Raw genomic sequence first — 19,453 nt, forward strand, 5'->3', positions numbered from 1 at the left:
GGGTTTTCCTGGCGGATGTGTGTTATTCGGAGCTGGAGAACGCTCTTTGTAGAGCAAAGTGTTACCACCAGACAGCGGCAAACAGATGAATCATGGATCACGCCACTATGCTTGACGTGTAGTAGTCCGCTGGGATTCCCCCTCCGGATGATGCAAAAGGAGGGGGAGGACACAACGCTGTGCCACGGCACCGGCTCAGTCGACGGGCTTCTCGCCGGAGACCTCCGGCGCCGATTCCGTGCCGTGCTCGCGAAAGGACTGCACCGGCATCTCGCGGGGGACTTCCCGTGGCGGCTCGGCCGGGGTCGCCGGCGGCGGTGGTGCCTCGGCGACGCGAAGCTCGCCTACCACCGCCGGGGGGCGGGTCTCGCTCGGGACCAGCAACAGGCCGGCGCGCCTCAGGGCCCGGCCGATGCTCAGGCTGGAGCTCCAGCGGACCAGCGGAGCGGCCATCACCAGGCCGAGCCACACCGGCGTCAGCCAGATGAAGAAGCTCGGGGTGAAGGCCCAGGTCACCAGCGCCCACAAGGCGCCGATCAGTGACCATAGCCAGGTGTGGCGAAAGGCTTCCTTCCAGGGCAGGGCGCGGCCCTCGCGGGACTGTGGATCCCAGGCGACGGTGCGGCCGCTCAGTACCTGAATCACGAAACGACTGTGGAACACCATCATCAGCGGCGCGATGAGCATGGCAAACAGCGTCTCGAGCAGCATGCTGGCGACGAGCCGGGCCCGTCCGCCGTAGGCCTGCGGGTTCTGGATCAGCCCCAGCACCAGCCCCAGTACCTTGGGCATCAGCAGCATGCCCAGGGTGCCGATCAGCAGCGGCATGATCAGGTTGGGTGGGGCGATCGGCCAGTCGGGAAACAGCTGCGAACTCGAGGTGAAGAAGTTGGTCGGCACCAGCGCCCGGATCAGGGCGTCGATGGTGCTGATCACCAGGATCGCCAGCCACACCAGCGACGACAGGTAGGCGAGGGCGCCGAAGAAGAAGTGCAGACGGCTGAGCACGTGCAGTCCGCGTCCGCCAAGCAGGCGCATATGCTGCAGGTTGCCCTGGACCCAGCGCCGGTCGCGCTTGGCGTAGTCGAGGATATGACTCGGCATCTCTTCGAAGCTGCCGCCCAGGTCGGTGCGCATGCGCACCTGCCAGCCGGCACGGCGCAGCAACGCCGCCTCGACGAAGTCGTGGCTCAGGATATCGCCACCCAGCGGCGGCTTGCCGGGCAGCTCCGGCAGGCCACAGGCATCGGTGAAGGCGTCCACGCGAATGATGGCGTTGTGGCCGAAGTAGTTGGCCGCGGTGGCGTGCCAGAAGCTCAGACCGCTGGCCAGCATCGGCGAGTAGAGTGCAGCAGCGAACTGGTTGGCGCGGCCAAACAGGCTGTCCTGGCGCACTGGAATCGGCACCGTCTGCAACAGGCCAAGGCGCGGGTTGGCCATCATCTCGTCGATCAGCTCGATGACGGTCGTGCCGCTCATCAAGCTGTCGGCGTCGATCACCAGCATATAGTCGTAGTGGCTGCCCCAACGGGTGCAGAAGTCGCCCAGGTTGCCTGCCTTGCGCCCGACGTTACTGTCACGGTGGCGGTAGTGCAGTTGGCAGTGGCCTTCCAGACGCTTCTGCAGCTCGGCCATGGCGGCCTTTTCCTCGGCCACCACCTCGTCGTCGGTGCTGTCGCTGAGCACGAAGGCTTCCACCTCGATGCCTTGCGGCAGGTCATTCAGATCCTTGCAGGTGGCCTCGAGTCCGGCGGCGACTCGCAGCACGTCCTCGTTGTGGATCGGCATCACCAGGGCGGTGCGGGAGTGGGAGCCTTCGGGCCGCATGGGATAGGAATGGCGCGGCTTCAGGCTCAGCGGGTCACGCCCGGTCAGGTTGAGCACGAAGCCGATCAGCGCGCTCCAGAAGGCCATGGTGATCCAGCCGAAGGTGATCGCGAACAGGCCGATGATCGCCATCTCGAGCGGACTGATGCCCTCCACGTAGAGGATCCTGAACATGGTCCAGACCCCCAGCGCCGTGGTGGCGGCAATGGCCAGGCCGACGCCAAGACGTCGCAGGCGTGGCCAGGGTACCTCGGGAGTATGAGCGTTCATCAGGGGCTCCAGATGCTGTTCCAGGTTTCGCTCAGGCGCTCGCCACGAAGCATGAGGGTCAGGCGGATATCAGCGGGCTGGTCGCCGTCGGGCAGCAGCGTGAAGCTGGCGCGCCAGGTGTCATCGTCCGGCAGCGGTGTGACCTTGGCCTCGGCGGTCTCGCCGCTGGAGGTGGTCAGCGTCATCTCGACCGGTTGGCTGGCATCGAGTCCCTCGAGCTCACCGCCGCGGAAGTCGATGATGAACTGGCGCAGGCGCTCGTCGGGGGGATCGCTCTGTCCCGGCACACCGCCCCAGCCCTGGCGCGAACGCACCACACGAGCCAGCGGTTCGGCCGTGGGGGTGTCGCCGAAGGTCCAGGTACGATAGCGGTAGGTGCGGGAGTCGCCGGCCATCAGCGGGGTGGCGGGCACCCAGTAGGCGGTGATGTTGTCGTGGGCCTCGCTGTCGGTGGGGATCTCCACCAGCTCGACGTGGCCTTCACCCCACTCGCCCTGGGGTTCGACCCACTGACTGGGGCGACGCTCGTAGCGGGCCTCCATGTCCAGGTAGGCGTTGAAGTGCTGGGGCCGCTGGACCAGGCCATAGCCCTTGGGCGATGTGTCCTGCAGCCCGGAGATCTGGAGGCTTTCGGGGTTTTCCAGCACGCGCCATGTCCACTCGCCGGTGCTGGTGGCCATCAGCAGGCCGCTGGAGTCATGTACCCGGATGCGGTAGTCGTCCTCCTGGCGGCGATCCATCTCGCCATGCAGGAACATGCTGGTCAGCGGTGCGACGCCGAGCTTCTCGACGTCTTCCCTGGCAAACAGGCGTGCCTCGGTGTCGACCTGGGTGCGCTTGCCCGGGGCGATGTCGAAGCGGTAGGCGCCGGCCAGAGAAGGGCTGTCCAGCAGCGCCAGCACGGTCATGTGGGTATCGCCGGGCTGCGGCTTGACCAGCCAGTATTCGCGAAAGGCGGGAAACTCCTCGCCCTGGGGCAGGGCGGTGTCGATGGCCAGGCCACGGGCCGACAGGCCGTAGCCCTGGTCGCGGCCGACCAGGCGGAAGTAGGACGCGCCCAGAAATACCGCGAACTCATCCTTGTAGTCGGCGCGGTTGAGCGGGTAGTGCAGGCGAAAGCCGGCATAGCCGAGCCCACTCAGGTCGAGCTCGGCGAGGTCGGCGGCATCGTCGTCGTAGCGAAAGCGCTCAGGCTCGAAGGGCAGCGAGCGTACCTCGCCATCCTCCAGCAGGTGGATATCCACCGGCTGGTCATACAGAAAGCCTGGGTGGAAGAGCTCTACCTCGAAATCGCCATCATCCTTCCACAGTGCCCGCTCATCGCGGTAGCGAATCTGTCGGTAGCGGTCGTAGTCCATCTCGGTGAGGGCCTCGGGCAGCTCGGCCGAGGCCTCTTCATAGGGGGACGCGGCCAGTTCCTTGGCCCGGTTCGTGACCTGTTCGAACAGCGCGCCGGTCTCGACGGCCATGGCCGGCGTCGTCAATGCGGCGCTGGTGATGACGCCGACGAAGGCGAGCGCCAGGTTGCGCGAGCCAGGTCGCCGCCGTGGAAGGGTGTGTCGTGCTCGAGATATTGCCGTGTCCAAGTGCGCTCTCCTTGCGAGCGGACGAACGCCCGGTGGCTCGGGGTCGCCCGCTGGGGGTGTAGGGGATCCTTCTGCCGTTCACATCGATGGCATGTTCTATGCGACTTTCTATGTCGCTTTCTATGCCAAATCGAGCCAGCCTTTAATCTAGCCTATTGGCCGAGACAAAAGTTGCAATAGATGTCATTCGAGTGCATTTGAGGGTTTGTGCTAATTCGGGTTCCGTGTCGCCGATTAGCGACGGCGTTGGGGTGGGCAGGTTACTGAGCGGTAACAGGCGAAGTTGATGCACGAGCTTGCGGTCGAGGCAGCGCGTATCTACTGTGTAGATACGTACAGGAGGGGAGTGATATGGAACTCAAGATTCAGAAGTGGGGCAATAGTGCCGCCATCAGGTTGCCAGTTGAATTGCTTCGACAGCTGGGCCTCAGCGATGGGGATTTGCTGGAAGTCGAGGAAACTTCCCACAGGTTGGTGTTGAAGCCTGTGGCGTCAAAGCCAAAGTATTCCCTGGAGGAATTGCTGGCACGCTGTGATCCCGAGGCTCCCGAGCCTGAAGACCTGGCAGCCTGGCAGGAAATGGCCCCGGTAGGGCGTGAAGAATGAAGCGTGACAAATATAGCCGTGGCGATATTGTGCGAGTTCCCCTCAATCCGACCGAAGGACGCGAGCAGCGAGGTGACTTTCGCCCTGCGCTAGTGTTGACGCCAATAGCTTTCAATCATTTTGGTACGGTGGTCGTGGCACCCATCACCCAAGGTGGCAACTTCGCGCGCCACGCAGGCTTTGCGGTACCTCTGAGCGGGACCCGTACGCAGGGGGTAGTGCTGGTCAATCAGATCAGGACTGTCGACCTTGAAGCGCGCGGAGCGCGCAGAGTCGAGTCTGCCCCGGATCACGTCGTCGATGATGCTTTAGCGCGTGTTCGTACGTTATTTGAATAGGCCGTGCTCGCAAATTCTTAGGCGCTGTCCGAAAAGTCGACGAGCGAAGGTTAGACAAGGCAAAAATCGGTGAGAAAGCGCAGTTTACGGGGTGTAAATGAGCATTTTGACCGGGCTGGCGCACCAGCCGATTTTTAACGCCGTATTACCGAGCGCAGGCACTTTTCAGACAAGCCCTAGTGCTGGCATTGCCGCGCCTACCACAGCCAGCTGGATGGTCTGGGCGGCGGCAGGCGCTGGTGCAGGGCACGCCAGCCGACGATGCAGCGGATCACGAACCAGGCGGTGACCAGCAGTGGGGGCAGTGCCAGGCCGATGATCAGCACCGACAGTACCACCGCGGCGACCATGTAGAGCAGGCCGATCCAGAAGGTGCTGATCAGAAACTGGTAGTGGGCACGCAGCCAGGGGGCGGCGTCGGTGCGATAGACGTAGGCGACGACCAGCGCGATCAACAGTGTCACGAATCCGCTCACCAGCCCTGCCAGGTAGAGCAGATAGAGGACGTGGCCGACGCGAGTCTCCGGCGGCGGTGACACTGACGCTGTCGTCACTTCATGTTCCTCGAGCTGTAGAGGCGGTAACGGCGGAAGTCGGGATCGCCACGTTGTTCTTCCAGGGTCTTGGTGTAGCGCTTGTATTCCCACTGGTACTGGGCCGGGTCGAGTGCGATCACCGCCTCGATGCTGGCATTGACCCCGCTGCAGGAGATGGTCTCGTCTTCATCGTAGACGCGCTCGTCGGCGGCCAGGAAGTACAGCGCGAAGCCCCGCCCGGGACGGCGCAGAGCGACGCCGGTCACGACCCTTGCATTGGTGCGCGACACCAGCTTGGGCAACAGGGTGGCAGTGTAGGCGGGGCGCTCGAAGAAGGGCGCGAAAACGCCGCTGCCCCAGCTGGGTTCCTGATCGGGCAGGATGCCGACGGCCTCGGATCGCTTGAGCGCCTTGAGCAGCGCCGCCACGCCTCGGGGGTTGGTCGGCACCAGGCTGGCGCCGCAGCGCTCGCGCCCGGCGCGGATGATCGGGTCCAGCGGTGCCAGCTTGGGCGGCTCGTACATGGCGGTGAAGGGGAAGTGGCTCGACAGCCAGAAGTTCAGCACCTCCCAGTTGCCGAAGTGAGGCGCCAGGATGATCACGCCCTTGCCCTCGGCGCGGGCATCATCCAGCAGTTCGCGGCCATGTACCTCGACGATGCTGTCGGCCACTCGGTCGGGGTCGCCCTGCCAGGCAAAGCCGAGTTCCAGCATGGTGGCGGTGGAATGCTTGAGGCTTTCGCGCCCCAGGGTGGCGCGACGGGCCTCGGTAAGGTCGGGATAGACCACTTCCAGGTTGAGCCTGGTCACCGCGCGTTCGCGCTTGAGCAGGGGGTAGGCCACATTGACCAGGGCGACGCTGAGTCGCCACAGGGTCGTCGGTGACAGACGTGACAGTATCCGCCACAGGCGTGATATCGCGGTAGCCTGGAGTCGCTGTTGCCAGGGGACGTTCATATCAGATCAACCAACTTTCCACATTGTCCGGAGCGCGCTTTTCCTGCAGTGCCTTGAAGCCTTTGACGCAGCGCACGATCAACCACACCGCCAGGGCCAGCAGCAGCGGCAGGCCGATCACGATCAAGGTCAGGATCGAGGCCACGATGCCGTAGAGCAGGCCTATCCAGAAGGTACGGATCTGGTAGCGATAGTGCTCGTCTAGCCACTCGGGGCCCTTGCCACGGTAGACGTAGGCGATGATCACCCCGATCACCGCGGTGAAGCCGGTGACCAGGTTTGCCAGCAGCAACGCGTAGCCCACCAGCGACATGGTGGTGTCGGCGGGGGGCGTGTCGCCAGGTGAGGGAGGCTCGACAGTGGGTCGTTGAGGCGTAAGGTCGTGTTGGCTCATCCATGGTCCCTTGGGTGCATGTCATACGGCCCCGTTATCATACCCAGCCTGTGCCGCATTGCCATGACAGGCGAAGCGACCCGCAGGGACGACCGACGTTACTCCTGTTTGAGCGGACGGCTGATCTCCAGCAGGTTGCCGTCCGGGTCGCGAAGATACAGCGACTCGATATTGCCGGTGGCACCCTGACGTTCCACGGGGCCCAGTTCCACCTCGACCGACAGGGCATCGAGGTGAGCCTTCACCTCACCCAGCGGCAGATGGCTCTTGAAACAGACGTCGAGGCTGCCTGGGGTAGGGGTGGCGGCCCTGGGGGTCACGTCGGTGGCGGTCCAGTGCAGGCGCAGGGCCAGCTCGCCGAGCATCAGGTCGACCCGCTCGGTATCGCGATAGCGGACGTCCAGGCCCAGAACGCGGGTGTAGAAGTCCACGGCGCGGGAAATATCGGTCACGGTGATGACCAGGTGATCTAGACCTGACAGCATGCCTCTCTCCACAAATGATCCAAGTCCCAGAGAATACGACGATGCCAAGCTGTCCGCTATGCGCAAACCCGACGACGCACCACTTTCATGCGGACGGGCGCCGCGACTATTTTCGCTGTTCGGTATGTGACCTGGTGGCGGTGCCTCCCGAGCAGCGACTGGGACCGCAGGCCGAGAAGGCGGTCTACGATCAGCACGACAACCGCCCGGATGATCCCGGCTACCGTCGTTTTCTGGGTCGCCTGTTTGATCCCCTGAGCGATCGTCTGTCGCCGGGTGCCGAGGGGCTCGATTTCGGTGCGGGGCCCGGTCCGACGCTGTCGCTGATGTTCGAGGAGGCGGGGTTTCCCACTCGGATCCATGATCCCTACTACCATCCCGCGCCGGAGAACCTGAAGCGGTATTACGATTTCATCACCGCCACCGAGGTGGTCGAGCACCTGTTCGCGCCCGGCCCGGTGCTGTTTGCGCTGGCGCGACAACTGCGACCCGGTGGCTGGCTGGGGCTGATGACCAAGCGCACGCCGGAGGACTTTGCCCGCTGGCACTATATTCGTGATCCCACCCATGTGGTGTTCTTCAGCGAGACGAGTTTTCGCTGGTTGGCCGAGGCACTCGGCATGAGTGTCGACTTCCCCGCGGCCGATGTGGTTCTGATGCGCCGTGACACGAGTCACTGAGGCCGGATTTATGCTTGACCAACAATGCGTTACAGATGCATGGGTGACGCCCTTCGAAAGACATTGACAGGCGCGAAAAGGGGGGTATATTCGCCGCCCAAGAGTCGTCGATACGCACCGCGACGGACGGACTCGAAACATCAACACCCACCCGCCGCCGCCGTCCGCGTCGTCCGCATCGCTGGAGCCCGACTCCTCATGTCTCCCCAACTTCTGGCCATGGCCCTGCCCCCCGTTCTGGGGCTATTCATTCTGGGCATCGGCAACGGTTTTCTGTCTTCGCTTATCACCCTGCGCCTGGACGCCGCCGGTGAATCGCCGGTGGTCATCGGCTGGGTCTCCGGCGCCTACTTCATCGGTCTTGGCCTGGGTGCCCTGTTCAACGATCGGCTGCTGCTCGCTATCGGCCATATTCGTGCCTACGGCAGCTTCGCCTCGCTGGTGGCGGTGACGGTGCTGCTGCAGGGGCTGATCCTGGATCCGGTGGCCTGGTTCGGGCTGCGTCTGATCGGTGGCTGGGCCACGGTCGGGGTCTTCCTGGTGATCGAGAGCTGGCTGCTGGCCTCCGGAGACTCCAAGGTGCGCGGGCGTCTGCTGGCGCTGTACATGATCGCCCTGTACGGCTCAGGTGTGCTCGGTCAGCTGCTTTTGGGCATCACCCAGAATATGGGCGAAACCGCCCCCTTCATGGTCATCGGTGCCCTGGCCTCGCTGTCGGTGCTGCCGATGGCGATGATTCCGCGGGTCACGCCACTGCTCGACAAGGTCGAGCCGCTGTCGCCACTGCGCCTGATGATCCTCACCCCCACCGGGGTGGTGGGGGCCTTCGGTTCCGGCATGCTGGCGGCCGCAGTGTACGCCCTGATGCCGCTGTATCTGCAGCGTACCGGCTTTGATCTGGCCGAGGTCGGCCAACTGATGGCGATAACGGTACTCGGCGCCATGCTGCTGCAGTATCCGGTGGGCCGCTGGTCGGATCGTCACGACCGCCAGCTGGTGCTGATCCTGATCGGTCTGTTCTGCCTGGCCATCTCGCTGGCGGTGCTGCTGCTGCCGTTGCCGAGCTGGGGGCTGGCCGCGCTGCTGTTCCTGCTGGGCGGTGGCGTCTTCTCGTTGTATCCGGTATCGGTCAGCCACTCGGCGGACCGTGCCCCCGCCGGCGCCCTGGTGCCCATGAGTCAGGGGCTTTTGCTGATCAGCGCGCTTGGCTCCTCGGTCAGTCCGCCTCTGGTCAGCCCGGTGATGGCGGCGCTTGGCGATACCGCCCTGTTCATGGCCTTCGGCGCCCTCGGTGGCGCCCTGGTGCTGTTCTTCGCCTGGCGTCGCCTGGTGCGTCCGGCGCCGGTGCCGGTGGTGCCGTTCTCCCCGGCGACGCCCTTGTCGTCGGTGGGTGCGGAATTCGTGGTCACCGACGAGTGGGTGGCGGGCGCCAAGGAGCACGAGCATATGGAAGACCTGTCCGACGTGGTGCCGGACGTGGACGTGGCCGAGCCCATGGTGGGGCCGCCAGCCGAGGAAGGTCAGTACGTGCCTTATTTCGATGAAGACGGCTACCACGATGGCGTGCTCGAGGTGAACCATCACGAGTTTGATGAAGACGCCGCCGCTATCGAGCCAACGCCCGTCGAACCCGGCTGGGAGCAGGAGTCGCCGTCGGCGGCTGAGCCGGGCGACGCACCCAAGGGCTGATCAACGTGGCCGGCGAACTTGTCCCTTTGGGTCGCCGTGGGCGGCTCAGAGCTGGCAAGAGGCGCCGGCCTGAGCGGTCAACATGTGGCAGACAGTGGGCCTCAGTTCGGTCCGAACAGCAGCTTGAACAGCGCACGACGTACCGCGGGTGTCGCCTGCTGGCGGGCGTAGGCCAGCAGCACGTCGTGATGGTTGGGATGACGGGCGTTCTGTACCAGGATCTGACGAGCTTGCTGTAGCTGGGTGGCCGACATGACAGTCCCTCCGGAGCATCGGGTGCCCACCATGGGCACTTGAGTCCCACAGTAGTCGCGGTCCTGGCTCGCTCCTTACGATGCCTGGTTGTGCTGCAGCGGCCTATTTCCTTCCCACGTCGAAGACAGATGGTTTTTCTCAAGTGGTATCTGAGCTGCCACCTCCGCTTCTATCTCATCCGCTATCTGCGGCCTCATCGAGCTGCGCCCGCCAGGCCATGATGCGAGCGAAACGCTCTTCCTGGCCATGATCCGTGGGGCGGTAGAAGCGCTCGGTCGGCACTGCCTCGGGCCAGCAGTCGTGGGCCGACCCCGCCGGGTAGCCGTTGGGCTCGGCGTGGGCGTAGCGGTAGCCGTCGCCGTGGCCCAGGGAAGCCATCAGCTTGGTCGGTGCGTTGCGCAGGTAGGTCGGCACCTCCAGGCTCGGCTGGGCCGCGACAAAGGCCTGGGCCTTCTTCCAGGCCTGGTCGATGGCGTTGCTCTTGGGCGCTACCGCCAGGTGGATGGCGGCGTGGGCGATGGCGCGCTGGCCTTCGTAGTCGCCCAGACGCAGGTAGGCATCCCAGGCCGACATGACCAGTGGCAGGCAACGGGGGTCGGCGTTGCCGACGTCCTCCGAGGCGATGGCCGCCAGGCGACGGATGACGTCCAGCGGATCGCCACCGCCCTGGATAAAGCGGGCCATGTACAGAAGGGCGGCGTCGGGGCGCGATGAGCGTACCGACTTGTGCAGTGCCGACAGCAGGTCGTAGTAGTGATCGCCTTGCTTGTCGAAGGCGCTGGCAGTGTGGCCGATGACGTCCTCGAGCGCCTCGCGGGGCAGACGCTCTGCACCGCCTTCCGCCTGGGTGAAGTCGCAGGCGGTCTCCAGAAGGCCCAGGGCGCGCCGGGCGTCGCCGGCCGAGGCGCGCGCCAGTATCGCCAGCACCTCGTCTTCGACGCGGATGTCGCGGTGACCAAGGCCGCGCTCGGGGTCGGCCAGGGCGCGGCGCATGACCTCGATCAGCGCGGCCTCGTCCAGCGCCTTGAGCACATGGACACGGGCTCGGGACAACAGCGCCGAATTGACCTCGAACGAGGGGTTCTCGGTGGTGGCGCCGATCAGCGTCAAGAGCCCCGACTCGACGTGGGGCAGCAGGGCGTCCTGCTGACTCTTGTTGAGGCGGTGGATCTCGTCGAGAAACAGCACCGTGGTCTGCCCCTGGCCCTGGGCCACCCGGGCGCGCTCCACCACCTCGCGAATGTCCTTGACCCCGGCCATGACCGCCGACAAGCGCTCCAGCCGTGCGCTGGAGGCGCTGGCGAGGATGTCGGCCAGGGTGGTCTTGCCGACGCCGGGTGGCCCCCACAGGATCATCGAGCGCACCTGCCCGGCTTCTACCATGCGCCGCAATGGTTTGCCTGGCCCCACCAGCGACGGCTGGCCCACGTAGTCGTCCAGGGACCTCGGGCGCATGCGCCAGGCCAGGGGCGCGGCGTCTTCCTGGTGGGCCTGTTCGAACATGTCCATCGCCGACTCCTGAGAAGAATGAATTGAGCGCCAGACGTCAACGCTCAGGCGGTGTGTAGGAAATCAACCCTTCTGAATGTGGCAATTTTCGTCGGGCAAAAACTCGATTATGCGTCTAGGGTGATACATTCCGGTTCCCGCACGATCCGGAACCTGACCCGAGAAGGCCAGTCTAAGCTAGGGTGCCTTCAGCTCATGCTGACCACAGGAGGTTTCCGTCATGCCCATGCTAAAGCAACTGCGACGGGATCATGCCAACATGGCGCGCATACTGCACGTCCTGCAACTCAAGCAAAAGACCCTCGCGCAGGGAGAGCGGCCCAACTTCCAGCTCGTCAGGGAGGTGGTTGACTATATTCTCGACTACATGGCGGGTTTCACCCTGCCCCTGGAGCAGATCTGTACCGACCGTCTCAAGGAGCTGGCCCCCGAAAGCGAGGCAGTGGCCGAGCAGCTGTCCGGCGACTACCGCAAGCTCAAGGCCCGGCTGACGCGCCTGTCCCGTGACATCGACATGATCCTGATGGATGTCGCCATCCCCATGGACCAGTTTGCCGATGACCTCAAGCAGTACCTGGACAGCCACCGTGCTTACCTTCGCCAAGAGCGTGAGGAACTCTTCCCGCTGATCAGCGAGCACTTCTCGGACGAAGATCTCGATCGCCTGGCCCACGCCCTGCCGGAGAACGCCACCGCCGAACTTGAGCGACTCCAGGCGGCCTACCCTGAACTCTATGCCGAGCTACGCGAGGAGCCGGTACCCGCCTGATCGGTTTTTCCCTCGTTCGTTCCTTGCTTCTCGAGCATCACGTCGTCGGCCCGAACTCCGGTTCGGGCCGCATGACGTCTGCGCTCACCTCGGCGCGCTGGCGTATCCGTGGGCGCCCTTGCTGCGCTTATGCAGGTCCGCCAATGTCGGGTAGAATGGCGCCCATGTTGATTCAGGTGCCGTTTCCCTTGCTCAGCCTCTTGCCCCTCCTCCTTCCCCGTCTCCGGTCGGCCTCGATGGCGGCCCGATCCGATCGTGGGGGATATTTCCCCGCCGTCCGGCAGTGGCGGTGGGCATGGGCTTTGCCCGTCAGGGAGGAGGCTTGATGGCCGGACCTGTGCTGGTGTTCGACTCCGGCGTGGGCGGGCTTTCCGTGGTGGCGGCGCTCAGACGCCATCTGCCCGATACGGCGCTTGCCTACTGCTGCGACAACGCCATGCTGCCCTACGGTACGCGGCCGGACCCTTGGTTGGTCGAGCGGATCGTCGCGGTGTGCGAGGCGGCGGTGAATCGTACCGGTGCCGATACCCTGGTGGTGGCCTGCAATACCGCCAGCACCCTGGCACTGGAGGCCTTGCGCGAACGCCTGGACGTGCCGGTGGTGGGCACGGTGCCGGCGATCAAGCCGGCCGCCCAGGCCAGTCGCAGCGGGCATCTGGCACTGCTGGCCACCAGCGCAACGGTCGCCCGGCCCTACACCCAGCGGCTGATCGACAGCTATGCGCCGCACTGCCAGGTCGAGAAGGTGGCCGCCGACGCTCTGGTGGCCGAGGCGGAGCGCGCCATCCAGGGGCACGCTATCGATCCTGCGGTGGTTCGCCAGGCGCTGGCAGCGCTTGTGGAGGATGCCCGTATCGATACGGTGGTGCTGGGCTGTACCCACTTTCCCTTGCTGCGTCGCTGGCTCGACGAGGCCATGCCGCGGGCCGTCACCTGGGTAGACTCCGGCGACGCCATTGCCCGACGGACGACCCAGGTGGCGGTGGGCCCGGATGCCCGACAGGGCCTCGATGCGGCCTGGGTCACGAGTCTATTGCGGGATTCGTCAGGTGCGACGGACGCCTCGGAAAGGCTGACGCGAGGGCTTGCGTCCTTCGGCTTTGCGGCCCCTTGCCTGCTGGACGTGCCCAGCGCTTGACCCACCTCTTGTACACCGTCCGGCAGCGGCGCTGACCACGCCGCCATCGCCCACGTCATTTGTTTATTGTTCATCGTTTTTCCAGGAGTTTCCGTGGCCATACCCGTCGTTGAACCCGAACGCTATGCCGAACAGCTCGCCGCCAAGCGTGATCGCCTGGTCGAGCAGTTTGCGCGGTTTTCTCCGCCCGAGCTCGAGGTGTATCCGTCACCGCCGAGTCACTACCGGCAACGCTGCGAGTTTCGCGTCTGGCATGAGGGCGACGATCTCTACTATGTGATGTTCGAGGTCAATCCCGAGGACTCCGACGACAAGCGACTGGTACGCATGGACCAGTTCGCGGTGGCCAGCGAGCGCATCAATGCCCTGATGCCGGCGCTGCTCGACGCCATCCGTGACAACCCGGTGATGCGGCGCAAGCTGTTTCAGGTGGAGTTTCTGACCACCCTGGCGGGTGAGACGTTGATCAGCCTGATCTACCACCGCCCGCTGGAAGAAGACTGGGAGCGGGATGCCCGGGAACTCGAGCGCGAGCTTGGGGTGATGATCATCGGCCGCTCACGCAAGCAGCGGCTGGTGCTGACCCGCGACCACGTGTGGGAACGTCTCGAGGTGGACGGACAGGTACTGCACTACCAGCAGGTGGAAAACAGCTTTACCCAGCCCAATGCGCGCATCTGCGCCTCCATGCTGTCCTGGGCACGGGAGGTGACCGCGGGCAGCCAGCAGCAGGACCTGGTCGAGCTCTACTGCGGCAACGGCAACTTCACCATCGCCCTGGCAGAGAATTTTCGCCGGGTTCTGGCCACCGAGATCTCGCGCACCTCGGTGGCAAGCGCCAGGGTCAATCTCGAGGCCAACGCGGTGACCAATGCCTTTGTCGCGCGGATGTCTGCCGAAGACTTCTCTTCTGCGCTCAAAGGGGAGAAAACAGGCCGGCGAGTGGACGAGATGTGCCTGGGTGACTATGACTTCTCCACAGTGCTGGTGGACCCACCGCGGGCCGGTCTGGACGCCGACAGCTGTGATCAACTGAGTGAATACCCGCGTATCGTCTATATTTCATGCAATCCGGACACCCTGGCCGTCAATCTCGAACAGCTCACCAGGACGCACCGCATCGTTCGTTTCGCTCTGTTTGACCAGTTCCCCTTCACCCATCACTGTGAGTGCGGGGTCTTGCTGGAACGGCGCTCCTGAGGCGCCAACGAGCCTAACGCAAGCGTGCTGTCAAGGGGGGATGCGTAACCGTCATGCTCCATGAGAAGGCGGGCATCTGGATGGGGGTGGGGTGGGGATTGGCGTAAGCTTGCCGAATGCGCCGGGAGCGCCGGATGCGTAGCGCCGCGCAGCACGCTCGTCACTACCTTTACACAGGCCACAGTGAAGTGGCCGCCGCCAACCGAGGTGAGGATGTTACACGTCGCACAGGATGACAGTCGCGAGGATCTGCTCAAGCAACTCGAGGAAAAGCTGGAAGGACGCCTCGATCAGGAAAAGGCCGGTCTGGTGGGTGACTTCGCTCGCCATTTCTACTCCACGGTGCCGCTGGAGGATCTCAGCGAGCGGCGCCTGGATGATCTGTACGGCGCCACCCTGTCGGTGTGGCACTTCCTGCAGCAGTTCGATCCGGCCTCACCCAAGGTCAAGGTCATGAACCCTGACTTCGAGGAGCACGGCTGGCAGTCGACCCACACCTTTGTCGCGGTGCTGCACGAAGACATGCCGTTTCTGGTCGACTCGGTGCGCATCGAGCTCAACCGTCGTGGCATGACCGTCCACGCCATCCACAATTCGGTCCTGTCGGTCGCTCGTGACAAGCAGCACCGGGTCGAGCGTGTGTCGTCTCCGGGTGAAAAGGACGCCCCCGAGCATCGTGAGTCGCTGATCGCCATCGAAGTGGATCGTCACTCCGACCCCGAGGAGCTGTCGGCCATCGAGCAGAGCATCCACGAGGTGCTGAAGGAAGTGCGCACGGCGGTGGCGGACTTCGATCCGATGCGCGCGCGCATCCGCGAGACCATCGACGAGCTCAAGAATTGCTGCCCGGGCCCGATCGACAAGGCCGATCACGACGAGGCGGTGGCCTTCCTCGAATGGATGCTGGAAGACAACTTCACCTTCCTCGGTTATGACGAGTTCACCGTCGACAAGGACAACGGTGGCCAGAGCCTCAATCAGGTCGACGGCAGCGAGCTCGGTCTGTTCCGTCTGTCCGATGCCCAGTATCGTCAGCGTATCCGCACCGACCAGGGGGTCGAGGGCGATCGCTACGTGCTGGTGCCGCAGCTTCTGTCATTCGCCAAGAGTGCCTTCCACGCCCGCGTCCACCGTCCCACCTATCCGGATTACGTGACTATCGATCGCTATGACGACAAGGGCAACGTCATCGGCGAGCGTCGCTTCCTGGGGCTGTTCACCGCTGGGGTCTACAACGACTCGCCGCGTCATATTCCGATCCTGAGGCGCAAGCTCAAGACGGTGATGGATATCGCCGGCTTCAACCCCAAGGGCCACAACGGCAAGCAGCTGACCCAGATCCTCGAGGTCTATCCCCGCGACGACCTGTTCCAGATCGACACAGACGAGCTGGCCCAGACGGCGCTGGGTATCCTCGATATCCGTGAACGTCGCCGGGTGCGGCTGTTCATCCGCGAGGATCGCTTCGGTCGCTTCTATTCGTGCCTGGTATTCGTGCCGCGCGACGTGTTCTCGACCGAGCTTCGTCTGCGTCTGCAGAACCTGCTGTGCGAGGAACTCGACGCCACCTTCGGCGACTTCAACACCTACCTGTCCGAATCGGTGCTGGCGCGGATCCAGTTCATCCTGCGCTTCAACGGCGACACGCCGACCGACTACGACATCAAGGCGCTGGAAGAGAAGCTGGCGCGGCTCGCCCGCAACTGGCGCGATGATCTGCTCAATGCCGCCATCGAAGGCTTCGGCGAGGAACACGCCAACCAGCTGCTGGATCGCTTCCGCGACGCCTTCCAGGCCAGCTACCAGGAAGACTTCAGTGCCCGCACCGCGGTCTACGACCTGCAGCACATCGGCGAGCTGGACAACGGCAAGCCGCTGGCGCTGTCGCTGTACCGACTGATCGAGGAAGAGGGCAGCGGCGTCAACCTCAAGCTGTTCCACAAGCGCAAGCCGATTCCGCTGTCCGACGTGCTGCCGATGATGGAAAACCTGGGGCTCAGGGTCATCGGTGAACGGCCCTACGAGGTCGAGGCGGTGGACGAGAGCTACTGGATCCACGACTTCGATCTGGAGCATCACACCGACACCGAGGTCAACCTGCAGGAGATGCGCAAGCCGTTCATCGAGGCCTTTCAGCGCATCTGGGCCGGCGAGGCGGACAACGACCGCTTCAACCGTCTGATCATCGGCGCCAACCTCGACTGGCGTGAAGTGGCGATGCTGCGCTCCTACGCGCGTTATCTGAAGCAGATCCGCTTCGGCATCTCCCAGAACTTCATCGCCAATGCACTGGTGGCCCACCCGCAGATCACCCGCGAGCTGGTGACCCTGTTCGAGCTGCGCTTCGATCCCGAGGATCGTCCCGCCGAGGGTGAGATCGAGGCCTGCGTCGAGCGCATCAATGGCCTGCTCGACGACGTCGCCAGCCTCAACGACGACCGGCTGCTGCGTCGTTACGTGGAGCTGATCCAGGCGACCCTGCGCACCAACTACTATCAGAAGACCGAAGACGGCGGCTTCAAGGACTACCTGTCGTTCAAGCTGGAACCGTCCAAGGTCACCGGCATGCCCAAGCCGCGCCCGATGTTCGAGATCTTCGTCTGCTCGCCGCGGGTCGAGGGTGTTCACCTGCGCGGTGGCAAGGTCGCCCGTGGCGGCCTGCGCTGGTCGGATCGCCACGAGGACTTCCGTACCGAGGTGCTCGGGCTGGTCAAGGCGCAGCAGGTCAAGAACTCGGTGATCGTGCCGGTGGGGGCCAAGGGCGGCTTCGTGTGCAAGCGCATGCCGGAAGGTGCCGATCGCGAGACCACCCAGAAGGAAGGCATCGCCTGCTACCAGACCTTCATCCGCGCGCTGCTGGACGTGACCGACAATCTGGTCGGTGGCGAGGTCGTCGAGCCGAAGAACGTGGTACGCCACGACGAGGCGGACCCCTACCTGGTGGTGGCGGCCGACAAGGGCACCGCCACCTTCTCCGACATCGCCAACGAGATTTCCATCGAGTATGGCCACTGGCTGGGTGACGCCTTTGCTTCCGGCGGCGCCAACGGCTACGACCACAAGAAGATGGGCATCACCGCCAAGGGCGCCTGGGAGTCGGTCAAGCGCCACTTCCGTGGCCTCGGCATCAATACCCAGTCCGACGAGTTCAGCGTGGTCGGTATCGGTGACATGGCCGGTGACGTCTTCGGCAACGGCATGCTGCTGTCCGAGACCATTCGCCTGGTCGGTGCCTTCAACCATATGCACATCTTCGTCGATCCGACGCCGGATGCGGCCAGCACCTTCAAGGAGCGCAAGCGCCTGTTCGAGATGCCGCGCTCCAGCTGGGAAGACTATGACACCTCGTTGATCTCCGAAGGCGGCGGTGTCTTCTCCCGTGCGGCCAAGTCGATCAAGATCACGCCGCAGATGAAGGAGGTCTTCGGCATCAGCGAAGACAAGCTGCCGCCCAATGAGCTGATCCAGGCGATGCTGCGCTCGAAGGTCGACCTGATCTGGAACGGCGGCATCGGCACCTACGTCAAGGCCAGCACCGAGACCGACGCCGAGGTCGGCGACAAGGCCAACGACGTGCTGCGCATCGACGGCAAGGAACTGAACTGCCGAGTGGTAGGCGAGGGCGGCAACCTTGGCCTGACCCAGCGCGGGCGCATGGAGGCGGCGGCGCGTGGTGTGCGCGTCAACACCGACTTCATCGACAACGCTGGCGGGGTCAACTGCTCCGACCATGAGGTCAACATCAAGATCCTGATCGATGAGGTGGTGGCCAACGGTGACATGACCGACAAGCAGCGCAATCAGCTGCTGGCGGACATGACCGAGGAAGTCAGCGAGCTGGTGCTGACCGACAACTATCGTCAGACCCTGGCGCTGGATCTGTCCGAGCGGCTGTCCCACCAGGGGATCGGGCCCTATCGCCGCTTTATCAGCGAACTGGAAGCGGCCGGTCAGATCGATCGCGAACTCGAGTTCCTGCCCTCCGACGAGGAGCTCCAGGAGCGTTCCGCCAATGACCAGGGCATGGTGTTGCCGGAGCTGTCGGTGCTGATCTCCTACGCCAAGAGCACGCTCAAGGGCGACCTGATCGCTTCCGACGTGCCCGACGACGAGATCATCGCCCAGCACGCCACCCGGGCCTTCCCCCAGAGCCTGGTGGAGCGCTACCGCGACCAGGTCCTGAGCCACCGCCTGAAGCGCGAAATCGTGGCGACCCAGCTGGCCAACGATCTGGTCGACCACATGGGCATCGTGTTCACCCGCCGGCTGATCGACTCCACCGGCATGGGGCGTGCGGACATCGCGCGGGCCTACGTCATCGCCCGTGACAGCTTCCAGCTGCCCAAGCTGTGGGAGCAGATCGAAGCGCTCGACAACCAGATCTCGACCGATATCCAGTACGGCATGATGCTCGACCTGATGCGCATGATTCGCCGCGCTTCACGCTGGTTCCTGCGCCATCGTTCGGGCCAGGCTGCCGGTGACTGCATCGAGTACTACCAGCCGCGTATTGCCCAGCTGCAGGAGAATATCGGCAAGCGTCTGCGTGGCGAGGAACTCGAGGCCTGGCAGGCCCGCCGTGACGAACTCGTCGACGCCGGGGTGCCCGAGGCGCTGGCCTCCACCGTGGCCGCGGCCGATAGCCTGTACGCGGCGCTGGGCATCATCCAGACCGCCCGCCAGGTCAACGAGAAGCCGCAGAAGGTGGCCGAGGTCTGCTACGAGATCGGCGCCCGTCTGGAGCTGCCGTGGATGATCCAGCAGGTTACCGCCTTGCCGGTGAAGGATAGCTGGCAGGCCCAGGCGCGGGAGACCTTCCGCGACGACATCGAGCGTCAGCAGATGGCGTTGACCGCCAGCGTGATGAAGATGGAGAGCGGCGCCCGCGATACCGCCGGACGTGTCGATCAGTGGCTCAAGCACCACGAGTCCATGCACAAGCGCTGGTGCCGCCTGATCAACGAGGTCGACAGTGGCGCCCAGGGCGGCTTCCCGCTGTTTGCCGTGGCGGTGCGTGAGCTGGTGGATCTGGCCGAGAGCAACAGCGAGGTCTAGACCCCGGGTCAGTGAGTCGACCACTAGAGGACGCCCACGGGCGTCCTCGTCGTAGCCGACACCGATCGAGTGAATCCGTGACGTTGGTTCACACAAGGTGGCGGTTCACACCAGGTGGCGGTTCACACAATGCAAGAAGGGCGCCCCTGGGGGCGCCCTT

General features: G+C 64.3%; 16 protein-coding genes. 8 read left to right on the forward strand and 8 right to left on the reverse strand.

Annotated elements, in window-relative coordinates:
• Positions 1–195: 195 nt before the first annotated feature.
• Together mdoH and NFG57_RS05840 are read right to left on the reverse strand one after the other, a co-directional pair.
• Complete coding sequence (mdoH, locus tag NFG57_RS05835) at positions 196–2,097, reverse strand: glucans biosynthesis glucosyltransferase MdoH (protein WP_348815632.1); 1,902 nt, start codon at positions 2,095–2,097, stop codon at positions 196–198.
• Entirely contained in the window at positions 2,097–3,683 is a 1,587-nt protein-coding gene (locus tag NFG57_RS05840) for a glucan biosynthesis protein (RefSeq protein WP_348815633.1), read from the reverse strand. The genes mdoH and NFG57_RS05840 overlap by 1 nt, the downstream gene beginning before the upstream one ends.
• A 351-nt stretch (positions 3,684–4,034) precedes the next feature.
• Between NFG57_RS05840 and NFG57_RS05845 the strand changes: the two genes are divergently transcribed.
• Both NFG57_RS05845 and NFG57_RS05850 read left to right on the forward strand, forming a co-directional pair.
• Positions 4,035–4,289 carry an AbrB/MazE/SpoVT family DNA-binding domain-containing protein gene (locus NFG57_RS05845; protein WP_124802450.1) on the forward strand — a complete coding sequence of 85 codons (255 nt, stop codon included), beginning with the start codon at positions 4,035–4,037 and terminating at the stop codon, positions 4,287–4,289.
• Positions 4,286–4,627 (forward strand): type II toxin-antitoxin system ChpB family toxin, encoded by a 342-nt coding sequence (locus tag NFG57_RS05850; RefSeq protein ID WP_222569180.1) that lies wholly within the window; start codon positions 4,286–4,288, stop codon positions 4,625–4,627. Before NFG57_RS05845 ends, NFG57_RS05850 begins: the two co-directional genes overlap by 4 nt.
• A gap of 197 nt (positions 4,628–4,824) precedes the next feature.
• On the opposite strand, the gene NFG57_RS05855 is transcribed toward NFG57_RS05850, so the two are convergent.
• The 4 genes from NFG57_RS05855 to NFG57_RS05870 form a co-directional block, all read right to left on the reverse strand.
• A complete protein-coding gene (locus tag NFG57_RS05855) occupies positions 4,825–5,181 on the reverse strand; it encodes a hypothetical protein (RefSeq protein WP_231498501.1) in 357 nt (118 codons plus the stop codon).
• On the reverse strand, positions 5,178–6,119 hold the full coding sequence (locus tag NFG57_RS05860) for a lysophospholipid acyltransferase family protein (protein WP_045994905.1): 942 nt from the start codon (positions 6,117–6,119) through the stop codon (positions 5,178–5,180). The genes NFG57_RS05855 and NFG57_RS05860 overlap by 4 nt, the downstream gene beginning before the upstream one ends.
• Before the next feature lies 1 nt (position 6,120).
• On the reverse strand, positions 6,121–6,432 hold the full coding sequence (locus tag NFG57_RS05865) for a DUF4870 domain-containing protein (protein WP_231498521.1): 312 nt from the start codon (positions 6,430–6,432) through the stop codon (positions 6,121–6,123).
• Positions 6,433–6,611: 179 nt separating this feature from the next.
• Positions 6,612–6,998 carry a VOC family protein gene (locus NFG57_RS05870; protein ID WP_348815634.1) on the reverse strand — a complete coding sequence of 129 codons (387 nt, stop codon included), beginning with the start codon at positions 6,996–6,998 and terminating at the stop codon, positions 6,612–6,614.
• A 41-nt stretch (positions 6,999–7,039) separates the two neighbouring features.
• Here NFG57_RS05870 and NFG57_RS05875 point away from each other — a divergent pair, with 41 nt between their 5' ends.
• Together NFG57_RS05875 and NFG57_RS05880 are read left to right on the forward strand one after the other, a co-directional pair.
• Positions 7,040–7,678: a class I SAM-dependent methyltransferase gene (locus NFG57_RS05875; protein WP_348815635.1), complete on the forward strand. Its 639-nt coding sequence runs from the start codon at positions 7,040–7,042 to the stop codon at positions 7,676–7,678.
• A gap of 198 nt (positions 7,679–7,876) precedes the next feature.
• Entirely contained in the window at positions 7,877–9,367 is a 1,491-nt protein-coding gene (locus tag NFG57_RS05880; RefSeq protein ID WP_348815636.1) for an MFS transporter, read from the forward strand.
• Between the two features lie 101 nt (positions 9,368–9,468).
• Here the strand turns inward: NFG57_RS05880 and NFG57_RS05885 are convergent, their stop codons facing one another.
• Together NFG57_RS05885 and NFG57_RS05890 are read right to left on the reverse strand one after the other, a co-directional pair.
• On the reverse strand, positions 9,469–9,621 hold the full coding sequence (locus tag NFG57_RS05885; RefSeq protein ID WP_156088597.1) for a hypothetical protein: 153 nt from the start codon (positions 9,619–9,621) through the stop codon (positions 9,469–9,471).
• 175 nt (positions 9,622–9,796) lie between these two features.
• Positions 9,797–11,131, reverse strand: a complete 1,335-nt coding sequence (locus NFG57_RS05890; protein WP_045994901.1) for a replication-associated recombination protein A — start codon at positions 11,129–11,131, stop codon at positions 9,797–9,799.
• A 226-nt stretch (positions 11,132–11,357) separates the two neighbouring features.
• On the opposite strand from NFG57_RS05890, the gene NFG57_RS05895 reads away from it, so the two are divergent.
• The 4 genes from NFG57_RS05895 to NFG57_RS05910 all read left to right on the forward strand — a co-directional run bounded on the left by NFG57_RS05895 (position 11,358) and on the right by NFG57_RS05910 (position 19,293).
• On the forward strand, positions 11,358–11,900 hold the full coding sequence (locus NFG57_RS05895; protein ID WP_045994910.1) for a hemerythrin domain-containing protein: 543 nt from the start codon (positions 11,358–11,360) through the stop codon (positions 11,898–11,900).
• A 325-nt stretch (positions 11,901–12,225) separates the two neighbouring features.
• The gene (gene murI, locus NFG57_RS05900) at positions 12,226–13,038 is read left to right on the forward strand and encodes a glutamate racemase (RefSeq protein ID WP_348815637.1); all 813 of its coding nucleotides are present in this window, start codon (positions 12,226–12,228) and stop codon (positions 13,036–13,038) included.
• Between the two features lie 93 nt (positions 13,039–13,131).
• Positions 13,132–14,238, forward strand: a complete 1,107-nt coding sequence (trmA, locus tag NFG57_RS05905) for a tRNA (uridine(54)-C5)-methyltransferase TrmA (RefSeq protein ID WP_213228462.1) — start codon at positions 13,132–13,134, stop codon at positions 14,236–14,238.
• Between the two features lie 213 nt (positions 14,239–14,451).
• Positions 14,452–19,293 (forward strand): NAD-glutamate dehydrogenase, encoded by a 4,842-nt coding sequence (locus NFG57_RS05910; RefSeq protein WP_348815639.1) that lies wholly within the window; start codon positions 14,452–14,454, stop codon positions 19,291–19,293.
• Positions 19,294–19,453 lie beyond the last annotated feature (160 nt).

This window comes from Halomonas sp. H10-59, assembly GCF_040070555.1.
Classification (GTDB): Bacteria; Pseudomonadota; Gammaproteobacteria; order Pseudomonadales; family Halomonadaceae; genus Halomonas; species Halomonas litopenaei.

Bases quoted from the DNA above. Each gene is read 5' to 3' on its own strand.
- mdoH (WP_348815632.1), bottom strand. From the start codon at position 2,097: ATGAACGCTCATACTCCCGAGGTACCCTGGCCACGCCTGCGACGTCTT.
- NFG57_RS05845 (WP_124802450.1), top strand. From the start codon at position 4,035: ATGGAACTCAAGATTCAGAAGTGGGGCAATAGTGCCGCCATCAGGTTG.
- NFG57_RS05850 (WP_222569180.1), top strand. From the start codon at position 4,286: ATGAAGCGTGACAAATATAGCCGTGGCGATATTGTGCGAGTTCCCCTC.
- NFG57_RS05860 (WP_045994905.1), bottom strand. From the start codon at position 6,119: ATGAACGTCCCCTGGCAACAGCGACTCCAGGCTACCGCGATATCACGC.
- NFG57_RS05865 (WP_231498521.1), bottom strand. From the start codon at position 6,432: ATGTCGCTGGTGGGCTACGCGTTGCTGCTGGCAAACCTGGTCACCGGC.
- NFG57_RS05870 (WP_348815634.1), bottom strand. From the start codon at position 6,998: ATGCTGTCAGGTCTAGATCACCTGGTCATCACCGTGACCGATATTTCC.
- NFG57_RS05875 (WP_348815635.1), top strand. From the start codon at position 7,040: ATGCCAAGCTGTCCGCTATGCGCAAACCCGACGACGCACCACTTTCAT.
- NFG57_RS05880 (WP_348815636.1), top strand. From the start codon at position 7,877: ATGTCTCCCCAACTTCTGGCCATGGCCCTGCCCCCCGTTCTGGGGCTA.
- NFG57_RS05885 (WP_156088597.1), bottom strand. From the start codon at position 9,621: ATGTCGGCCACCCAGCTACAGCAAGCTCGTCAGATCCTGGTACAGAAC.
- NFG57_RS05890 (WP_045994901.1), bottom strand. From the start codon at position 11,131: ATGGACATGTTCGAACAGGCCCACCAGGAAGACGCCGCGCCCCTGGCC.
- NFG57_RS05895 (WP_045994910.1), top strand. From the start codon at position 11,358: ATGCTAAAGCAACTGCGACGGGATCATGCCAACATGGCGCGCATACTG.
- murI (WP_348815637.1), top strand. From the start codon at position 12,226: ATGGCCGGACCTGTGCTGGTGTTCGACTCCGGCGTGGGCGGGCTTTCC.
- NFG57_RS05910 (WP_348815639.1), top strand. From the start codon at position 14,452: ATGTTACACGTCGCACAGGATGACAGTCGCGAGGATCTGCTCAAGCAA.